Raw genomic sequence first — 17,574 nt, 5'->3', positions numbered from 1 at the left:
GAGTACGGCCGCCGGTTGCCGGCGGCCGTCGATGCATGATGCCCGCCGGATTATGGCAGCGTATGGACGTCCATACGGTTTTCGATGCCGTGGTCCGCTTCGGGGCGCCACACCGTGCTCTTGAGCGGATCGCCCGTGCCCCAGGCCTTCAGTGCGGCGATGAGCGCCTGGTTGTCGCCGTCCTTGCGGACGTAGAAGTCCAGGTGGCGGAAATCGTCGCAGGCGGTATCGCAGTGGTAGCTGGAAAAGCCCAGCGCTTCGATCTGGCCGTATTCATTGACGATGACGGCCGCCGCGCTGCCGCCGCACTCGCGTGCCGGGCAAGCGGTGAACAGGTAGCGGTTGTCGGCCAGCAGCTGCACCGACGCCGAGGAACCGCCCAGCGCGGACAGCGCCTGGTCGCTCACCGAACGGCTGCCCCGGAAATAGTTGACCTTGTTGTCGCCGGCGAAATGCCCGAGCGCGGTCACGAAGCCGTTGGCATGCGCGAGCTGGTTGGCATTGGCGCAGGTGGATGGATCAATGATGCGACACGGTCCCGCGGGCGCTGCGGTGGCAGCGAACACCGAACAAGGCACGATGGACAGCAACAGCAGGAAACACACAATGCGCATGGATTTGCACATGACACCCCTCCCCTTGAGAGAACTTCCCCTTACATCCGCATCAGGCCGCCTCCGTTCGGGCTCCGGCGATCGCGCCGGATGCCTGCGCCGCAGACGGCGCCTGATGCAAAACACGGTCCCGCAACTTCAGGAATGGCCGTTCCACCCCGTAGTGAAGCAACGCGCCCATCCCCACTACCGCTGACGCATAACCCGCGAAAGTCATCGCGCCGTGGCCGTCCAGGCTGGCTCCCAGGGTGGATTCCAGCAGGTGGAATACCGCCTTGTGGGTGAGATACAGGCTGTACGAAACCGCGGCCAGCCAGCCGGCGCCCGGCACACGAACACGCGCAAGCGCGCTGGACGCGTGGGCACCGGCCAACACCAGCAGCCCCAGGCCGAAGGAAAGCAACGGATATCCCAGCACCGTGGGAATGAAGCCGGTCCGATCACGGAACAGCCAGATCGAACCGCCGACCACCGCTACCCCTGCGAGCAGAAAGCCGTTGGCGTGGCGTCCCCATCGGGACCATAGGACGGGCCGGTAGACCCTGGCCGCAGCCAGCATCACGCCCATCAAAAGGCCGTCGAGACGGGACCACGTGGGATAGTAAATGCGCTCGAGGAAGGTTTTTCCATAGGAATTTTGGTCAATCCCTGCCCAGGGCGACAACTCGTGCCACCACACGAGGCCGCGCACCAGCATCCCCGCCGCCACGATGCCGCCGCATACCAGTGCGAACCGATGCACGGACGGACGCCGCGCCAGCCACCATGCCAGTGGCGGGAAAAGCAGGTAAAAATGCTCCTCCACGCACAGCGACCATACGTGCGAGAACGCCAGATGGTCCTTCGCATCGATGAACAGGTTCACCGTAAAGGTGAGGAACTGCCAGAGCGGCTGCACATCGCCCTGTTCCCTGATGGACGGCCAAATGAAATACGCCGCCACGACCACCAGGTACGCGGGCAGGATGCGGAACGCTCGACGCTGATAGAACTCCGCGAATGAAAACGTCCCGCGTCCGGCCAGTGACCTGAGCACCTGCGAGCCGATCAGGAAACCGCTGAGCACGAAGAACAGGTCCACCCCCATCCACCCGTTCTGCTCGATACCCCCGAAGTGCCCCCAGCCGCCTATGAAATACGAGTGGAAGATCATCACCCACACGATCGCTATCGCGCGCAGCAGATCCAAACCCGGCAATCGGTTCACGCAGTTCCCTCTAGTGGCATCCATGCGGCATCCGAGGCGAGTGCGTCGGACGGAGTCGCGGCCGGGGAATATATCGCAGGGCTCGGGCGCGGCGAGGTCGGCAACGTGGCGAAACGGTGGCGGGCTATGTGTGGGAGCACACTTGTGCGCGACAAGCCGACGGAGCTGTAGATTCCAGCGTCGCTGTCGCGCACAAGTGCGCTCCCACAGAACGCACACACGTTCCCGCGAGCACCCGCCCCTCACCCCAGCCCTCTCCCCTCCGGGGAGAGGGAGAAGTGTCGTACATCGCAAAAGGCGATGCGAAGTGGATTCCGGCCTACGCCGGAATGACGAGCATGCCCCTCAACGCATCACCATCAGCAAAACCACAAGCACGATGGCAGCAAAAATCCCTGCCACCACATCGTCCACCATCACCCCCACCCCGCCCTTCAGATGACCATCCAGCCACCGAATCGGCCAAGGCTTCCAGACATCGAACAAGCGGAACAACCCGAATCCCACCGCCACCATCCACCAGGGGCCCAGCAACACCGGGATCAACGCAATCCACAATCCAATGAACTCATCCCACACGATGCTGCGGTGGTCATCCACCCCCACTGCCCGCCCCGCCACACCGCAAGCCCACACCCCCATCACGAAACCCACGGTGATGGCGAAGACGTAGAGCTGCAGCGGCAGGCTGCGCAGCAACAGCCATGGCAGCAGCGCCGCCAGCGAACCGAAGGTGCCTTGCGCCACCGGGGCCAGGCCCGAGCCGAAACCGCAGGCCAGCCAGCCGGCCGGCGTGGCGAGCAAGGCGCGGCGCTGCTCCGGAGTGAGGGTCTTCTTGTCGCTCATGCAAAATGGTCCCAGCCACGCTGTGCGGCTTCCAGCCATTGTCCCTGCGCGTCGCGCACCCGCACGCCCGCGCCTTCCACCATACGCCCAATACGCGTGGCTCCGCAGCCCAGCCGCGCAAGATCGCTCTGCACCTCCGCCACAAGCGCGGCTGGCACGGTGAAGCACAATTCGTAGTCGTCGCCGCCAGCGAGGGCGAAATCGCGCACGCTCACTTCGTCGAAGCTCGCCATCAGCATCGACGAGCGCGGCAGCAGTTCCGTTTCGATTTCCGCACCCAGGCCGCTTTCCTCGCAAATATGGCCGAGATCGGCGAGCAGTCCGTCGGAGACGTCGATGCAGGCGCTGGCGCGATCGCGCAAGGCCAGTCCGGTCGACAGTCGCGGCGTGGGCCTGTGCAGGCGTTCGATCAGATAGGCCGTGCGCCCGTCGCCTTCGTCCACGCGCGCGCCGCGCCGAAGCAACTGCAAACCTGCCGCCGCATCGCCCAGCGTGCCGGTAACCAGCACGACGTCGCCCGCGCGTGCGCCGGAACGCGTGAGCGCCTTGCCGGGCGGCACGAAGCCATGCACGGCCACGCTGATGGTCAAGGCGCCGCGGGTGGTATCGCCGCCGATCAAGGCGAGGCGATGCGGCTGGGCCAACTGGGCGAAGCCTTCGGCGTAGCCATCGATGAACGCGCCGAGCTGTTCGGCGCGCTGCACCGGCAAGCTGAGCGCCAGCAGCGCCCAGGCCGGGCTGGCGCCCATCGCGGCCAGATCGGAAAGATTCACCGCGAGCGATTTCCAGCCGATATCGGCCGCCGCCGTGCCGTGGGGGAAATGCACGCCCTCGACCATGGTGTCGATGGCGATGGCGAGTTCCTGCCCCACTGGCGGCGCCACCACGGCGGCATCGTCGCCAATGCCCAGCTTCACATCTTCGCGGCCTTGCGCGGTGCGCTCGCGGATACGGTCGATCAGTCGGAATTCCATGGCAGCCCGGCAAGCAAATACTTCAGGAAGAAGACCACCCGCCGGCCGCGGGCGCAAGCGCGAGGCTGAATGGCCTCGCCGCGCGCCCCGGCCATCAGTCATGGCTGCGGGCTGGCGGACCGCTCCTTAGAATCGAAAGGCCCTTATCTGCTGCCGGAGCCCGCCATGCACGCTCGTTTGCCACGACTGTCGCGCCTCGCCCTTGTTGCCGGCGCCGCGTTCGCCACGCTGGGCGTTTCCATGGTCCACGCCGCCACGCTGGAGGAACAGGCCGTGCTCGCCCCGTTCCAGGCCTTGCTGGACGGCATCGGCAAGCGCGATCACGCGATGATGCGCGCGGCGCTGTTGCCCGGCGGCATGATCACGCTCAAGCGGGGCGACAAGATCACCCAGCTGCACTTCGACGCCTTCATCGACCACATCCCCACCAGTGGCGACAAGCAGTTCGCCGAACGCATCCACGATCCGCTGGTGCGCGTCGACGACGACATCGCCATCATCTGGGCGCCCTACGAATTCCTGATCGATGGCAAGCCGGATCATTGCGGCACGGACATAGCGCATCTGGTCAAGCGCGATGGAAAGTGGCTGGTCGCCGGCATTGCGGACAACCAGCACGCGAGTTGCGCGGGGAAGTGACGCCGTAGCGCTGTGCGATGCCGGCCGATCAACGGCGGCGAAGCAAGCTCAACGCCGGAATACCACCGTCGGCGCGCCGTGATACGTCGAATCCGTCCATTTGACGAATCCGGCCTTCTCGGCCACGCGGATCGATGGCGCGTTTTCCGGCGCGATGATGCACACGGCGCTCAAGTGCGGAAAGTGTTCGCTGGCCCATGCCGTCGCGGCCGTCACGGCTTCGCTCGCATAGCCTTGGCCGTGCGCGTGGGGCGCGAGCACCCAGCCGAATTCCAGCATGCCGTGCAGCGAGGGTTCCAACTCGCGCTTGAAGTCGGCGAAGCCGATGTCGCCGATATAGCGGCCGCTCGCCTTCTCTTCCACGGCCCAATAGCCGTAGCCGAGCAGGCTCCACAGGCCCTGGTACTGCAGCAGGCGCTTCCACACTTCCTCGGAAGTGAACGGGCGTCCGCCGATGTAGCGCACCACCTCCGGATCGGACCAGATGGCCAGGCATGCGGCGAGGTCGTCGGCACGGTGGGCGCGCAGGCGCAGGCGCGCCGTCTCCACCACCGGGACCACGGACGAACGCGCCGCGGCCCCGTCCATCACTGACGCTTTTCCGCGCTGCGCAGCACGCCGGCCAGCTTGTCCAGCACGCCGTTGACGTAGCTGTGGCCGTGGTCGGCGCCGAAGCGCTTGGTCACTTCGATGGCTTCGTTGATGATCACGCGGTACGGCACGTCCGGGCGATATTTCAGTTCATAGGTGGCCAGGCGCAGGGCGGCGCGCTCGATCGGGTCGATCTGCTCGACCTCGCGATCGACGTACGGCTTGATGGCCTCGTCGATGACGGCGACATGACGCTCGATGCCGTTCAGCAGATCCTCGAAGTACTCGAGGTCGGCCACTTCCATGTCCTGCTCGTGGCGGAACTGTTCGATCACGGCGTGCATGCGGCTACCGCCGATCTGCCATGCGTACAGCGCCTGCAGGGCACGGCGGCGGGCACGCGAACGCGCAGCGAGATCGATACCTTCCGGACGTGGGTTCATCACAGCTTTCCGTACAGATTGACCATCTCGAGCGCCGCCAGCGCGGCATCCGCGCCCTTGTTGCCGGCCTTGGTGCCGGAACGCTCGATGGCCTGTTCGATGTTGTCGGTGGTCAGCACGCCGAACGCCACCGGCACGCCGGACGCATAGGCGGCCTGGGCCAGGCCCTTGGCGCATTCGCCGGCCACGTAGTCGAAGTGCGGGGTGGAACCGCGGATCACCGCGCCCAGCGCGATCACCGCGGCGTACTTGCCGGAGTTGGCCAGCTTGTGCGCGGCCAGCGCGATTTCCCAGGCGCCCGGCACGCGGATCAGCTCGATGGCATCGTCCTTCACGCCGTGGCGGACCAGCACGTCGCGCGCGCCGGCCACCAGGGGCTCGACCACGAAACCGTTGAAACGGCCGGCGACGATGGCAAAACGGCCTTTGGGCGTGGCGAAATCGCCTTCGATGATCTTCATGGATTCCAATTTCCTGGGGTCGGGGCCCGGAGGGCCGTCTATTTTACGGGATTTGCGGCAGCGTGCCCGGATCGGGCCGGGAAACCGCCTCGGACAGGCGCGGATGGCCGGAAAAACTCAGGCTGGCCTGCCCCGCCGCCACGCGCAGCCGCGCGGGCACGCCGAACGGCAGGGTGAACTTGTCCGCCTCGTGCCCAAAGGGCAGGCCGCGGATGATCGGAATGCGCGCCACGCGGGCGATCTGCTCGAACGCGGCCTCGGTGTCGTAGCCGTTGTCGTAGCTGTGCGGGCGGCAATGGGTGAAATGGCCGAGCACCAGCGCCCGCTGCCGATCCAGCACGCCCGCCAGGTGCAGCTGGTACAGCAGGCGCTCGATGCGGAACGGCGGCTCGCCGATGTCTTCGACGAACAGGATGCCGCCTTCGATGACCGGAAAATACGGCGTGCCCAGCAGGCTGCACAGCATGGCGAGGTTGCCGCCCCAAAGCGGGCCTTCGACATCCAGCTCGGTCGCGGTGGGCGTGGTCCAGTTCGCGGTGGCTTCGGCATCGCCCACCGCGCGCCAGAAGTGCTCCCACATCAGCCCGTTGAGTTCCGGCGCACCGAAATCCGGGCCGAGCATGGGGCCGCCGAACGTCACCAGCCCGCTCTTCGCGTACAGCGCCAGCTGGATCGCCGTGAAGTCGCTATGGCCCACCAGCAGCGTGTTCGAACCGGCCAGCCGCTCCTTCAGCGCGCCGTAGTGCAGGTGTTCGAGCAGGCGCGTGGCGCCGTAGCCGCCGCGGACGGCCAGCGCGAGATCCGGCAGCGCCGGGGCGGTGGCCAGCGCATTGAGGTCGGCTGCGCGCGCTTCGTCCGGACCGGCAAAGCGATGTTCGACCCGATCGAGCACCCCCAGTCCGTCCACCGTGCATCCGGCCGCACGCAAGCGAGCCACGCCGCGAGACATGGCATCGCGATCGTGCGGGTAGCCCGAGGGGGCGATCAGGCGGACGGTGGGAAAGGTCATGGCGCGGGTTCTTGGCTCAAAGCCTGGAGTATGCCGACGATGGGATGGCGTGGAAGTGGCAAGATCGAGCAAACCTACTGTGGGAGCGCACTTGTGCGCGACAAACCTACGGAGCGGTAATGATCAGGCGCCGCAGTCGCGCACAAGTGCGCTCCCACAAGGTGGCGTGGTTCTTCAAACGTATTCGGTCACTTCCAGCCCGAAACCGCCCAGGCCGACCATCTTGCGCGGCGTGCCCAGCACGCGCAGCTGGCGGATGCCGAGATCCGCGAGGATCTGCGCGCCCAGGCCCAACTGCCTCCATTCCTGCTGCTGCGCTTCTTCGGGCGCCTGCGCCGAGGGCTGGCGATTGAGGCGGCGCAACAGCGCGTCCGCGGTGTCTTCGCCAGACAGCACCAGCAAGGCGCCACGGCCTTCGTCGGCGATGCGGCGCAACGCGGATGTGACCGTCAGGCCAAGATCGTCGCGATGCAGATGCAACACATCGGACAGCGTGTTGCGCACGTGCACGCGCGTAAGCACCGGCTCGCCGTCATCCACCGGGCCGCGCACCAGCGCGAAATGCAGGCCGTGGCGAATCGCATCGCGATAGGCCACCAGGCGGAACGCGCCGAACTCCGTGTCGACGTCGCCCTCATAGACGCGCTGCACGGTCTTCTCGGTTTCCAGGCGATAGCGGATCAGATCGGCGATCGAACCAATCTTCAAGCCATGCTTCCTGGCGAAGATCTCCAGTTCGGGACGGCGCGCCATCGAGCCGTCCTCGTGCAGGATCTCGATCAACACCGCCGAAGGTTCCAGCCCCGCCAGCGCGGCGAGATCGCAACCCGCCTCGGTATGACCGGCACGCGTCAGCACGCCGCCCGGTTGCGCCGTGAGCGGGAAGATATGGCCCGGCTGCGAGAGATCCTGCGGCTTCGCATCGGACTTCACCGCCACCTGGATGGTGCGGGCGCGATCGTGCGCGGAAATGCCGGTGGTGACGCCCTCGGCCGCCTCGATGGAGACGGTGAAGTTGGTCTGGTACGGCGAGGTGTTGTCCACCACCATCGGCTTGAGGCCCAGCTGGCGCGTGCGCTGCTCGGTCAGCGTGAGGCAGACCAGGCCACGCGCCTCGCGCACCATGAAGTTGATGTCCTCGGGGCGCACCATCTGCGCGGCCATGATGAGGTCGCCTTCGTTCTCGCGATCTTCGTCATCGAGAATCACGACCATGCGGCCAGCGCGGATGTCTTCGAGGATTTCGGGGATGGTGTTGAAGCTCATGGGTTGTCCAGTTCAATGCTGTTGCTGTTCTGCTCGTCATTCCGGCGCAGGCCGGAATCCAGTAGCGTCATGGTTTGGTTATCGCCATTACGCAGCCATCCGAAAAAATGTTTGAGGCTGTCGGACTTCGTGCACACCGCGCCTGGATTCCGGCCCGCGCCGGAATGACGAGCGCAAGATCAAGCGAAACCGTGTTGCTTGAGGAACGCCTCGTCCAGTTTCGGCGCATCGCCACTGGCGATCAGCCGCTCGATGTAGCGCGCCACCACGTCCACCTCGATGTTCACCGTGTCGCCCGCCTTGCGTGCCTGGAACGCCGTGTGTTCCACCGTATGGGGGATAAGGTTGACGCCGAAGCGATGGCCGTTGACCTCGTTCACCGTGAGGCTGGTGCCGTCGATGCAGATCGAGCCCTTGGCGGCGATGTAGCGCGACAGCGCGGCCGGCACTTCGAACACCCAGCGCAGCGAGCGGCCATCCGGCGTGATCGACACCACCTTGCCCACGCCGTCGACGTGGCCGGACACCAGGTGACCGCCCAGGCGATCGGCCAGGCGCAGCGCCTTTTCCAGGTTCACCGGATCGCCGGCCTTGTGCTTGCCCAGCGTGGTGAGCGACAGCGTTTCGTTGGAGACGTCCGCGCTGAAGCCGCGCGCACCCAGCGTCACCGCGGTCAGGCACACGCCGGACACGGCAATGCTGTCGCCCAGTTGCACGTCGGCAAGATCGAGGTCGGCGGTGTCGACATGCAGGCGCACGTCGCCGCCGCGTGGTTCGAGCCGCGCGATGCGGCCCACGCTCTGGATGATGCCGGTGAACATCAGCGCACCTCCCGAACGGAGGTGGCGAAGGAATGGCAACGATGCTTGGACATGCTTACGTTTCCCGCGAAAAAAAGTGCGAAAAACGCCCCAAGGCGTCAGGCAGGCGCACGCCCGCGAAGGCATGCGCCATACCGTCTTCTCTCATCCGGACTTTCTGGAAGCCATCGCTGGCTGCCAACCGTCGGCTCCGGCATTGGACCGGATCTGCTGACCTTCCGATGACCTGGAAGCGCTCGCGGGCTCGTCCCGAGGGACCTACCGCCGGTGGGGAATCGCACCCCGCCCTGAAGACGTCGTTTTGTGGTTTTGCCGGCAAACCGGCCGGGAGAGTTTAACACGCCCTCGCCCGATGGCCCGGGGCGCATCGTCCTCACCCGGGAACAATGTGTTGCCTTCGGTGAGTGCCCGCCGGGCCTCGCCAGGTTACAAGCCGATCGCCTGCCCGGTATCCCGCCGGTATTCGCGCAACACCTGGTCCATCACCCAGCTGGTACGCGCGCCGCTTACGGCGGTGGAGGGACAGGCACCCTTCTGGCCGGTCAGCTCGGCCACGATGGTTTCGATCAACGGCTGCTGGATGTGCAGCGGATTCTCCACCCGATAGTCGTGCGAGCCGTTGGCGCCTTCGACATGGATCGGCCCGTCGCCAAATGTGGCGAACGTGATGCGTCCCTGGTCGCCGATCACTTCGATCTGGTCGTGGCGCTTGAAGCCGTCGAAATTCCACAGACCGGTGCCGAGCATGCCGTTGCCGAACGCGAAGGACATCGCCACGCCGTCTTCCACCGAATAGGCGCCGCGCTGGTTGCTCGCCTGCCCGCTCGCCGAGACGATCGGTCCGAACAGCCAGTCGAGGATGTCGAGCGTGTGGCAGCCGATATCCATGAACACGCCACCGCCGGAGATCTCCGGTTGCACATGCCAGGGCAGATTCGCCGCGTCGTGATAGCGCGGATGATGCGGTTCGTACAGCACCGTATTGACGATGCGCGGCTTGCCGATGGCCTGCTGACCGAAGATCAGCTCGCGCACCTTCTGGAAGCGCGGCAGGCTGCGGCGGTAGTACGCGACGAACACCGGCACCTTGGCTTGTTGCCCGGCGTGGATGATCGCCTCGCACTCGGCGAAATCCATCGCCATCGGCTTCTCCACGTAGACGGGCTTGCCTGCGGCGATGCTCATCAGCGCATACGCTTTGTGCGTCGACGGCGGCGTGGCCACGTAGACGGCGTTGACCTCGGGATCGGCGATCAGCGTGGCCGCGTCGTCGTACCAGCGCGGCACGCCGTGGCGCTCGGCATAGTCGCGCGCCTTGTCGCCGTCGCGCCGCATCACCGCCACCAGCGCGGAGTTGGGCGTCTTGCTGAAACCCGGACCACTCTTCACCTCGGTGACGTTGCCGCAACCGATGATGCCCCAGCGTACCGCTGCCGTCGTCATGTGGTCTTGAACTCCTGCTTGAGGAACTGCTGATGATAGGCGTGGAACACGTTCACTTCGGGATGCCGCGCTCGCTCGACCAGGTGCGCGCGCAGCGCTTCACGTACGCACGGCGCTAGCGAAGAGAGATAGTCCAGGCTGTATTCCGTGTGGTCGAGCACGCCGAAATGCAGCGTCGGCGGATATTGCGCCGAATGGAATCCCATGTGGATGGTGATGCGCTTGTCCTTCAGCACGCCGCCCCAGCCGCGATGCACGGCATAGTTGTTGTAGAACACCGCCTCGCCGGGCTGCAGCAGGATCTGCTTGCCGTTGGAGAGTTCCGGTGCGTCGACGGGCGCCATCTTCTCGGTGTTCCCGAAGACCGCGCGCTCTTGCGCATCGAGTTGACGACGATGGCTGCCCGGCACGATCCACAGGCAACCGTCCGTGGTCAGCGGCATATTCATCTGCACGTAGTTGTAGTGATAGTCCTCGCTGAACCAGCTGAGGTCGATCTGTTCGTCCGGCACCTGCAGCACGTCGCGGTGCCAGCCTTGCCGATAGTCGACGCCCGCCTCGCCGTAGAACAACGAGGCGCCGTCGACAATGATGTTGTCGCCCAGCAGGTCGCGACAGACAGCGAGGATCTCCTCGTTGCAGATGATGTCCTGGATGCCGCGTATCGCCTTGCCCGGCTGCAGGAACTGCAGGTTGCTCATGCGCTGCACGTCGCCTCGTTCGCGGCGCGCCTCTTCCACCGCGGCCACGTAGCGGGCAATGCTGGCGTCGTCGAGGATCTTGCGGATCAGGTAACCCTGCTCACGAAAGGAGGCGCGCTCGGCGTCGCTCAGAAGGGTGTGCTGCGGGGTGAGTTGCGTCATGTCTTCGGTCCTGGCCATCCCTACGTGTGAAAAGCGGTGCTCAGGTGACGGGACGCAGCAGCAGCCGCATGTCCTCGTCCAGCACACGCCGATCGATGGTGCGCAGTTTCCAGCGCGATGCCATATCGGTCAGTGACGGCAATCCCAGCAATGGCCGCGCGCTGTCGCCCAGCAACACCGGCGCCACGTACAGCAGCAGTTCGTCCACCAGCCCCGCGGCGAACAGCGAACCGCACAGGCTGGGGCCTGCCTCCACATGCACTTCGCTGATATGGCGGCGCGCGAGCAGATCCATCACGGCGTGCAGATCCATCGCGCCGCCCTTCTCCTTCACCACGGCCAGCTCCACTGCCCGGTAGCGTGCATCGTGCGGCGCGTATTGCTCGTTGTGCAGCACCAGCGTCGGCATCGCACCGTCGAGCACATGATGCCCGAGCGGCGTTCGCAGTCGATGGTCGAGCACGACGCGCCACGGTGGCGTAAAGGATTCGCCGTCGGGCAAGCGCACGGTGAGTTGTGGATTGTCGGCCAGCACGGTGCCCGACCCCGTGAGAATCGCCGAACTGCGTGCGCGCCAGCGCTGCACATCCGCACGCGCCGCTTCGCCGGTGATCCATTTCGATTCGCCATTGGCCAGACCCGTGCGGCCATCCAGGCTCATCGCGAGCTTGACGCGCACCCACGGGCGGCCGCGCTCGATACGGCTGAAGAAACCGATGTTGAGCTCACGCGCCGCTTCGCGCATCAGGCCGGCATCCACCGTGATGCCGGCCTCACGGAGCTTGCCGATGCCACGGCCGGCGACTTGCGGGAACGGATCTTCCGCTGCGATCACCACGCGCGACACGCCCGCCGCGACCAAGGCGTCCGCACACGGCGGCGTGCGGCCGTGATGCGCACAAGGCTCAAGCGTGACGTAGGCGGTGGCACCGCGCGCTTTGTCGCCGGCCTCGCGCAGCGCATGAACCTCCGCATGGGGTTCGCCAGCACGAAGGTGATAACCCGCCCCCACCACCTGTTCGCCGTGGGCAATCACGCAGCCCACGCGAGGGTTGGGGTGGGTGGTATAGAGGCCACGTTCGGCCAGGCGCAGCGCGTGCGCCATGTGGAGATGATCGATGGCGGTAAAGGGGGAGGCCATGCGGGGTCGCTTCGCGGTGCAATAGGGCCAGTTTAGGCGAAGCGCTTACCTGCGGGAGCGCGCCTTGTGCGCGACAGGCACACTGGGATGTAACGCTCCGTAGGTTTGTCGCGCACAGGGTGCGCTCCCACAGTAGATCCGCAGCTCTTGGCTCCGGCTCTAGCTCTTGGCTTCAGCTCTTGGCTCTAGCTCTTGGCTTCAGCTCTTGGCTCTCAGGGGTCCCCGTATGACGCGGCGGGTGGGTGGAGGATAGCCCGCAGGGTGGCCCGCATGGATGCGGGCCAGTTTTTCGCCAGGGCAGGATGCCCTGTCGAAAAACCCCGGAGCCCACCCGCGCACTTGGAGGGCGAAGCCCGGAAGGCGCGTCATCCGGGGGGCCCTTCTCTTTGGTTACTTTCTCTTGGGCAAGCAAGAGAAAGTGACCCGGCCTCCGGCAGGAGGACGGAAGCCCGCGGCAGGCGAGCCAGGTCGCGAAATCTCGACAATCAAGCGATAGAGAAAACTGGACGACCCGCCATCGGCTGTTGAAGAGCACTTCCAGCGTGCGCCGGGACAGCGAGCTTAAGACTTCTTCCGCCGAGCCACCTGCTCACCCAACAGCGAAAGCTGCAACGCCTCCAACTCCGGCAAATCGCGCTCCAACCTCTCGATCTCCTCGCGAAACGCCTGCACATCCTCGAACTTCCGATACACCGAAGCGAAGCGCACATACGCCACCTGGTCGAGCTTCTTCAGCTCGCGCATCACCAGTTCACCGACCTGCCGCGAAGGCACTTCGCGCTCGCCGCAGCGGCGCAAATCGTTGACGATTTCGCGCACGGCGGTGTCCACCGAGTCGGTCGGCACCGGACGTTTCTGCAGGGCGCGCTCGAAACTCACCCGCAACTTGTGTTCGTCGAACGGTTCGCGCCGCTCGCCGCTCTTCACGATCGACGGCAGCTTGAGCTCGGCCGTCTCGAAGGTATTGAAGCGCTCACTGCATTTGGGGCACTCGCGACGACGACGCACCGTGGCGCCGTCCTCGGCGAGGCGTGAATCGATCACGCGGGTGTCTTCGTGCTGGCAAAAAGGGCAATGCATAGATTCAGCAATTCCTGGGAGGAAGGGAGAAACGAGAAAAGGCGCCCCCGCTCAGTCCTCGTTTCCCCTCATTCCTCATCCTTGGCGACGGCTCAGCCGTACACCGGGAACTTGTGGCACTGCGCCGTGACCTTGTCGCGCACCTTGGCGATGACGGCGTCATCGTTCGGCGCATCGAGCACGTCGCAGATCCACTGCGTGAGTTCGACCACGTCCGCTTCCAGGTAGCCGCGGGTGGTGACGGCCGGCGTGCCCACGCGCAGGCCCGAGGTCACGAACGGCTTGCGCGGGTCGTTCGGCACGGCGTTCTTGTTGACGGTGATGTGTGCCTTGCCCAACGCTTCTTCGGCATCTTTGCCGGTGACGTCGCGACCGATCAGGTCGACCAGCATCAAATGGTTCTCGGTGCCGCCGGAGACGATCTTGTAGCCGCGCTCGATGAACGTCTTCGCCATCGCCTTGGCGTTCCTCACCACCTGTGCCTGGTAGGTCTTGAAGGCCGGCTCCAGCGCTTCCTTGAAGGCCACCGCCTTGGCGGCGATCACGTGCATCAGCGGACCGCCCTGGATGCCCGGGAACACGATCGACTGCAGCTTCTTCTCGATCTCTTCGCCGGCGTCCTTCGCCACGATGATGCCGCCGCGCGGACCGCGCAGCGTTTTGTGCGTGGTGGAGGTGACCACGTGCGCATGCGGCAGCGGGTTCGGATACACGCCCGCGGCGATCAGGCCGGCGACGTGCGCCATGTCCACGAACAGGTAGGCGCCGATCTTGTCGGCGATGGCGCGGAAGCGCGCCCAGTCCATCACCTGCGAATAGGCGCTGAAGCCGGCCACGATCATCTTCGGCTTGTGCTCGAGCGCGAGGCGTTCGACTTCGTCGTAGTCCACCAGGCCCTGCTCGTTCACGCCGTACTGCACCGCGTTGAACAACTTACCCGAGACGTTGACCTTGGCACCGTGCGTGAGATGGCCGCCATGCGCGAGCGACATGCCCAGGATGGTGTCGCCCGGATTGAGCAGGGCCAGGTACACGGCCTGGTTGGCCTGCGAACCCGAGTGCGGCTGCACGTTGGCGTAGGTGGCGCCGAACAGCTGCTTGAGGCGATCGATGGCGAGCTTTTCAGCCACGTCCACGTACTCGCAGCCGCCGTAATAGCGCTTGCCCGGGTAACCCTCGGCGTATTTGTTGGTGAGTACGCTGCCCTGGGCTTCCATCACGCGGGGGCTGGCGTAGTTCTCCGAAGCGATCAGTTCGACGTGGTCCTCCTGACGGCGGGCTTCGTCGGCCATGGCCTGGGCCAGTTCGTTGTCGTAACCGGCGATCGTCTCGTGCTTCGGGAACATCCTGACCTCGTGGGGGTGGCAAGAAGGTTAGAACGCAAAAGTGTAGCCGTGATGTGGTATTGCGGCCACCTCGGGCGGGTTGCGTCCACGTTTCGTACGATGTACCGTACATCGCACGCAACCTAGCCCATGGAGTTTCGCCATGCCGATCCAGCCGTCCCGCGCCCCGGCGCGCCCGCTGTCCCTGCTGCACGCGCTCGCCCTGACCCTGTTCTTGCTGCTGCCCCTGACCGCCTTCGCCTCCGGTGTGACCGGGGTGGGCATCAGCGCGATCCAGATCCCCGATCCGGTCAGCGGCAAGCCGACCGGGGGCTATGTGTTCTACCCCTCCTCGCAGCCCACACCCGGCACCACGGCGTTCGGCCCCTACGACGTCGCAGCCACCCCTGACGCGCCGGCCATCCCAGGCGCCAAGCCGCTGGTGATCCTTTCCCACGGCAATGGTGGTAGCAATCTGGGCCACCACGATCTGGCCGCCTACCTCGCCAGCCACGGTTTCGTGGTCGCCACGCTCAATCAGCTGGGCGACTACTTCCGCGACACCAGCAAGGTCGGCAAGATCGAAGTGCTGGCGGGGCGCCCGGTGCAGGTCAAATCCGCCATCACCACCCTGCTCGACGATCCGAAGTGGAAAACCCTGATCGATGCGAACCGCATCGGCGTGGCCGGTTTCTCCGCGGGCGGCTACACCTCGCTGATGGTCGCCGGCGCCAAACCGCGTTTCGTCCGCTTCGTCGATTTCTGCCAGCACTATCCGCAAAACCAGGATGTCTGTGGCAAAGCCGACAAGTACAAGGCGGAAGCCGCCAGGCAAGGCAAGACCATGGAGCAGGTGCTCAACGCGATGCAGGCCCAGCTGGGCAAGTACGGCGATACTGCCGATCCGCGGGTGAAGGCGGTTTTCGCGATGGCGCCGCTGAGCCTGATCTTCGACGAGCACAGCTTCGACAACGTGCACATCCCGGTCTTTTTGTACTACGGTCAGAACGACACGGTGCTGCCGCCGGAAGCGAACGCCAAGCACATCCAGCCGCTGATCAAGACGTTGTATGCCGTCAAGGAAGTGCCGCACGCCGACCACTGGGTGTTCCTGCCGCCCTGCTCGCCCGAGCTGGCCAAGGATATCCCGGCGATGTGCGTCGACCCGGCTGGCGTGGACCGTGCGAAGGTGCATGAACAGGTCAATGCCGACGCTTTGGCATTCTTCCGCAAGACGCTGGACGTAAAGGACTGACGCGTGCCCAAGGCACTCAGCGAGCAGGAAACCGAAGCCTTCCGCGCACGCCTGTGCGAAGCGGCGGCGAAGATCTATGTCGAAGAAGGCCCGGCCGCCGTCACCATGCGGCGCCTGGCTGGCGAACTGGGCGTCGGCACCATGACGCCCTATCGCTACTTCGACAACAAGGAAGAAATCATCACGGCCGTGCGCACGCGCGGCCTGAACCGTTTTTCCGAAGCCCTGGAACGCGCGCTGGACTCCCCCGGCGACGGCCGCACCCGCAGCCGCGCCGTGCGCGATGCCTATATCGCCTTTGCCCGCGAGAACACGGCGACCTATCGGCTGATGTTCGAATACCCGGAGACGCGGCGGGACGACCCCGCCTACCGGCAGGCGCACGACCGGATGTGGGCCACCATCGCCGCGCACGTGAACGTGATGATCGCCGAGGGTACCGTCGCCGCCGATGCTGCCATTCTCGGCCACCAGATCTGGGCCGCCCTGCATGGCGCGGTGATGCTGGAAATCGCCGGCATGCTGCCCGAAGGCTACGACGCCGCTTCGCTGCATACGCGCACCGTCAGCGCGGTGTTCGACGCCGCCAAACCCGTGCGCTGAAGCCTTCTGTAGGAGCGCACCCTGTGCGCGACACCTACGGAGCGGTACACCCGGCGTGGCCGTCGCGCACAGGGTGCGCTCCTACAAAGGGGTTTATCGCTTGCGCCTCGCCACCGCCGACACCAGCACGTAGCTGATCACCATCAGCAACAGCCAGGCGCCCAGCTTGTCCAGCGGCACCAGCTGCCAACCGTGGCGCTGCGCGGGGTAGCGCCATGCGGAGGCGAACGTGCCCAGGTTTTCGGCGAACCAGATGAACAGCGCCACCAGCACGAAGCCGAGCAGCAGCGGCATCCTGCGATACACATGGCGCACGCGGAACAACACCCATGTGCGGCCGAACAAGGCGGCCAGCGCCCCGAACAGCAGCCAGCGGGCGTCAGGCAGGAAATGATGCGTGAAGAAATTCACGTAGATCGCCAAGGCGAGCCATGCCGTTGCCGAGAAGGGGGGATGGCGGACGAAGCGGAATTCGAACAACCGCCACGCGCGAGCGATATAGCTGCCCACGGCGCCGTACATGAATCCCGTGAACAACGGCACGCCGCCGATGCGCAGCAACGACGCTTCGGGATAGACCCAGGAGCCCATGGCCGTCTTGAACACCTCCATGGCCGTGCCGACCAGGTGGAAGCACAGGATCATCTTCGCTTCGTCCCGCGTCTCCAGCCCGAGCGCGATCAGCACCCCCTGCATGGCCAGCGCCGCCAACACCAGGAAGTCGTAGCGCGCCAGCCACGCACCGGCGGGATAAAAAGCCCAGGTGACCACCAACAAAGCGAGCATGCAGCCGCCGAACAGGCAGGCCCTTGCCTGCGTGATGCCGAAGCACACCAGTTCGTGCAGGGCGACGGCCCACGATCCCCGCACGCGCGCCCAGCGGGCTGCGCCCTCGTCCAGTGAGTGGACTGCGCGCAGCCAAGACGGCGGCGCCAGCGCGGGGGTCCTGTCCATGGGCCTGCTCCCGGAAAAAGCCCAGCATGGCCGGGGCCT

At 65.5% G+C, this 17,574-nt stretch carries 19 protein-coding genes and 1 riboswitch; of the genes, 3 read left to right on the top strand and 16 right to left on the bottom strand.

The genetic code is table 11. From position 1 onward, the window contains the following. Positions 1 to 50: 50 nt before the first annotated feature. The 4 genes from ACN9MB_RS04805 to thiL form a co-directional block, all read right to left on the bottom strand. Complete coding sequence (locus ACN9MB_RS04805) at positions 51 to 614, bottom strand: hypothetical protein (protein ID WP_204634950.1); 564 nt, start codon at positions 612 to 614, stop codon at positions 51 to 53. Between the two features lie 52 nt (positions 615 to 666). Further along, positions 667 to 1,845 (bottom strand): acyltransferase family protein, encoded by a 1,179-nt coding sequence (locus ACN9MB_RS04800; protein ID WP_426270954.1) that lies wholly within the window; start codon positions 1,843 to 1,845, stop codon positions 667 to 669. Between the two features lie 321 nt (positions 1,846 to 2,166). Continuing rightward, positions 2,167 to 2,667, bottom strand: coding sequence for a phosphatidylglycerophosphatase A family protein (locus ACN9MB_RS04795; RefSeq protein WP_426270953.1), 501 nt, complete (start codon positions 2,665 to 2,667; stop codon positions 2,167 to 2,169). Then, positions 2,664 to 3,641, bottom strand: coding sequence for a thiamine-phosphate kinase (gene thiL / locus ACN9MB_RS04790; RefSeq protein ID WP_426270952.1), 978 nt, complete (start codon positions 3,639 to 3,641; stop codon positions 2,664 to 2,666). Before thiL ends, ACN9MB_RS04795 begins: the two co-directional genes overlap by 4 nt. 165 nt (positions 3,642 to 3,806) lie before the next feature. Here thiL and ACN9MB_RS04785 point away from each other — a divergent pair, with 165 nt between their 5' ends. Beyond that, positions 3,807 to 4,280 (top strand): nuclear transport factor 2 family protein, encoded by a 474-nt coding sequence (locus ACN9MB_RS04785; RefSeq protein ID WP_426270951.1) that lies wholly within the window; start codon positions 3,807 to 3,809, stop codon positions 4,278 to 4,280. Between the two features lie 48 nt (positions 4,281 to 4,328). Here ACN9MB_RS04785 and ACN9MB_RS04780 read toward each other — a convergent pair whose 3' ends face one another. The 11 genes from ACN9MB_RS04780 to glyA all read right to left on the bottom strand — a co-directional run bounded on the left by ACN9MB_RS04780 (position 4,329) and on the right by glyA (position 14,744). Further along, positions 4,329 to 4,868 (bottom strand): GNAT family N-acetyltransferase, encoded by a 540-nt coding sequence (locus tag ACN9MB_RS04780; protein ID WP_204634945.1) that lies wholly within the window; start codon positions 4,866 to 4,868, stop codon positions 4,329 to 4,331. Continuing rightward, positions 4,868 to 5,314 (bottom strand): transcription antitermination factor NusB, encoded by a 447-nt coding sequence (gene nusB, locus ACN9MB_RS04775; RefSeq protein WP_426270950.1) that lies wholly within the window; start codon positions 5,312 to 5,314, stop codon positions 4,868 to 4,870. The genes ACN9MB_RS04780 and nusB overlap by 1 nt, the downstream gene beginning before the upstream one ends. Then, positions 5,314 to 5,775 carry a 6,7-dimethyl-8-ribityllumazine synthase gene (gene ribH / locus ACN9MB_RS04770; RefSeq protein WP_204634943.1) on the bottom strand — a complete coding sequence of 154 codons (462 nt, stop codon included), beginning with the start codon at positions 5,773 to 5,775 and terminating at the stop codon, positions 5,314 to 5,316. The genes nusB and ribH overlap by 1 nt, the downstream gene beginning before the upstream one ends. A 43-nt stretch (positions 5,776 to 5,818) precedes the next feature. Beyond that, positions 5,819 to 6,784 carry a muramoyltetrapeptide carboxypeptidase gene (gene ldcA, locus ACN9MB_RS04765; RefSeq protein ID WP_204634942.1) on the bottom strand — a complete coding sequence of 322 codons (966 nt, stop codon included), beginning with the start codon at positions 6,782 to 6,784 and terminating at the stop codon, positions 5,819 to 5,821. Between the two features lie 174 nt (positions 6,785 to 6,958). Beyond that, complete coding sequence (ribBA, locus tag ACN9MB_RS04760; RefSeq protein WP_204634941.1) at positions 6,959 to 8,050, bottom strand: bifunctional 3,4-dihydroxy-2-butanone-4-phosphate synthase/GTP cyclohydrolase II; 1,092 nt, start codon at positions 8,048 to 8,050, stop codon at positions 6,959 to 6,961. Positions 8,051 to 8,229: 179 nt separating this feature from the next. Beyond that, complete coding sequence (locus tag ACN9MB_RS04755; protein ID WP_204634940.1) at positions 8,230 to 8,871, bottom strand: riboflavin synthase; 642 nt, start codon at positions 8,869 to 8,871, stop codon at positions 8,230 to 8,232. A gap of 132 nt (positions 8,872 to 9,003) precedes the next feature. Further along, a riboswitch (FMN riboswitch) is annotated at positions 9,004 to 9,170 on the bottom strand. 127 nt (positions 9,171 to 9,297) lie between these two features. Then, a complete protein-coding gene (locus tag ACN9MB_RS04750; RefSeq protein ID WP_204634939.1) occupies positions 9,298 to 10,314 on the bottom strand; it encodes a Gfo/Idh/MocA family protein in 1,017 nt (338 codons plus the stop codon). Next, positions 10,311 to 11,177, bottom strand: a complete 867-nt coding sequence (locus ACN9MB_RS04745; RefSeq protein WP_426270949.1) for a phytanoyl-CoA dioxygenase family protein — start codon at positions 11,175 to 11,177, stop codon at positions 10,311 to 10,313. Before ACN9MB_RS04745 ends, ACN9MB_RS04750 begins: the two co-directional genes overlap by 4 nt. A gap of 40 nt (positions 11,178 to 11,217) precedes the next feature. Continuing rightward, complete coding sequence (gene ribD, locus ACN9MB_RS04740; protein WP_426271889.1) at positions 11,218 to 12,282, bottom strand: bifunctional diaminohydroxyphosphoribosylaminopyrimidine deaminase/5-amino-6-(5-phosphoribosylamino)uracil reductase RibD; 1,065 nt, start codon at positions 12,280 to 12,282, stop codon at positions 11,218 to 11,220. Positions 12,283 to 12,879: 597 nt separating this feature from the next. After that, positions 12,880 to 13,398, bottom strand: a complete 519-nt coding sequence (nrdR, locus tag ACN9MB_RS04735; protein ID WP_204636193.1) for a transcriptional regulator NrdR — start codon at positions 13,396 to 13,398, stop codon at positions 12,880 to 12,882. A gap of 92 nt (positions 13,399 to 13,490) precedes the next feature. Beyond that, positions 13,491 to 14,744, bottom strand: a complete 1,254-nt coding sequence (gene glyA, locus ACN9MB_RS04730; RefSeq protein ID WP_426270948.1) for a serine hydroxymethyltransferase — start codon at positions 14,742 to 14,744, stop codon at positions 13,491 to 13,493. Between the two features lie 142 nt (positions 14,745 to 14,886). Between glyA and ACN9MB_RS04725 the strand changes: the two genes are divergently transcribed. After that, positions 14,887 to 15,978 carry an alpha/beta hydrolase family protein gene (locus tag ACN9MB_RS04725; RefSeq protein ID WP_426270947.1) on the top strand — a complete coding sequence of 364 codons (1,092 nt, stop codon included), beginning with the start codon at positions 14,887 to 14,889 and terminating at the stop codon, positions 15,976 to 15,978. Between the two features lie 3 nt (positions 15,979 to 15,981). Beyond that, positions 15,982 to 16,581, top strand: a complete 600-nt coding sequence (locus ACN9MB_RS04720) for a TetR/AcrR family transcriptional regulator (RefSeq protein WP_426270946.1) — start codon at positions 15,982 to 15,984, stop codon at positions 16,579 to 16,581. A gap of 93 nt (positions 16,582 to 16,674) precedes the next feature. Here ACN9MB_RS04720 and ACN9MB_RS04715 read toward each other — a convergent pair whose 3' ends face one another. Further along, positions 16,675 to 17,535 carry a DUF817 domain-containing protein gene (locus ACN9MB_RS04715; RefSeq protein WP_426270945.1) on the bottom strand — a complete coding sequence of 287 codons (861 nt, stop codon included), beginning with the start codon at positions 17,533 to 17,535 and terminating at the stop codon, positions 16,675 to 16,677. Positions 17,536 to 17,574 lie beyond the last annotated feature (39 nt).

It is taken from the genome of Dyella kyungheensis, from assembly GCF_049913195.1.
Classification (GTDB): domain Bacteria; phylum Pseudomonadota; class Gammaproteobacteria; order Xanthomonadales; family Rhodanobacteraceae; genus Dyella; species Dyella kyungheensis.
The sequence above is the reverse complement of the archived record's forward strand: the minus strand, read 5'-3'. Positions and strand labels throughout refer to the sequence as shown.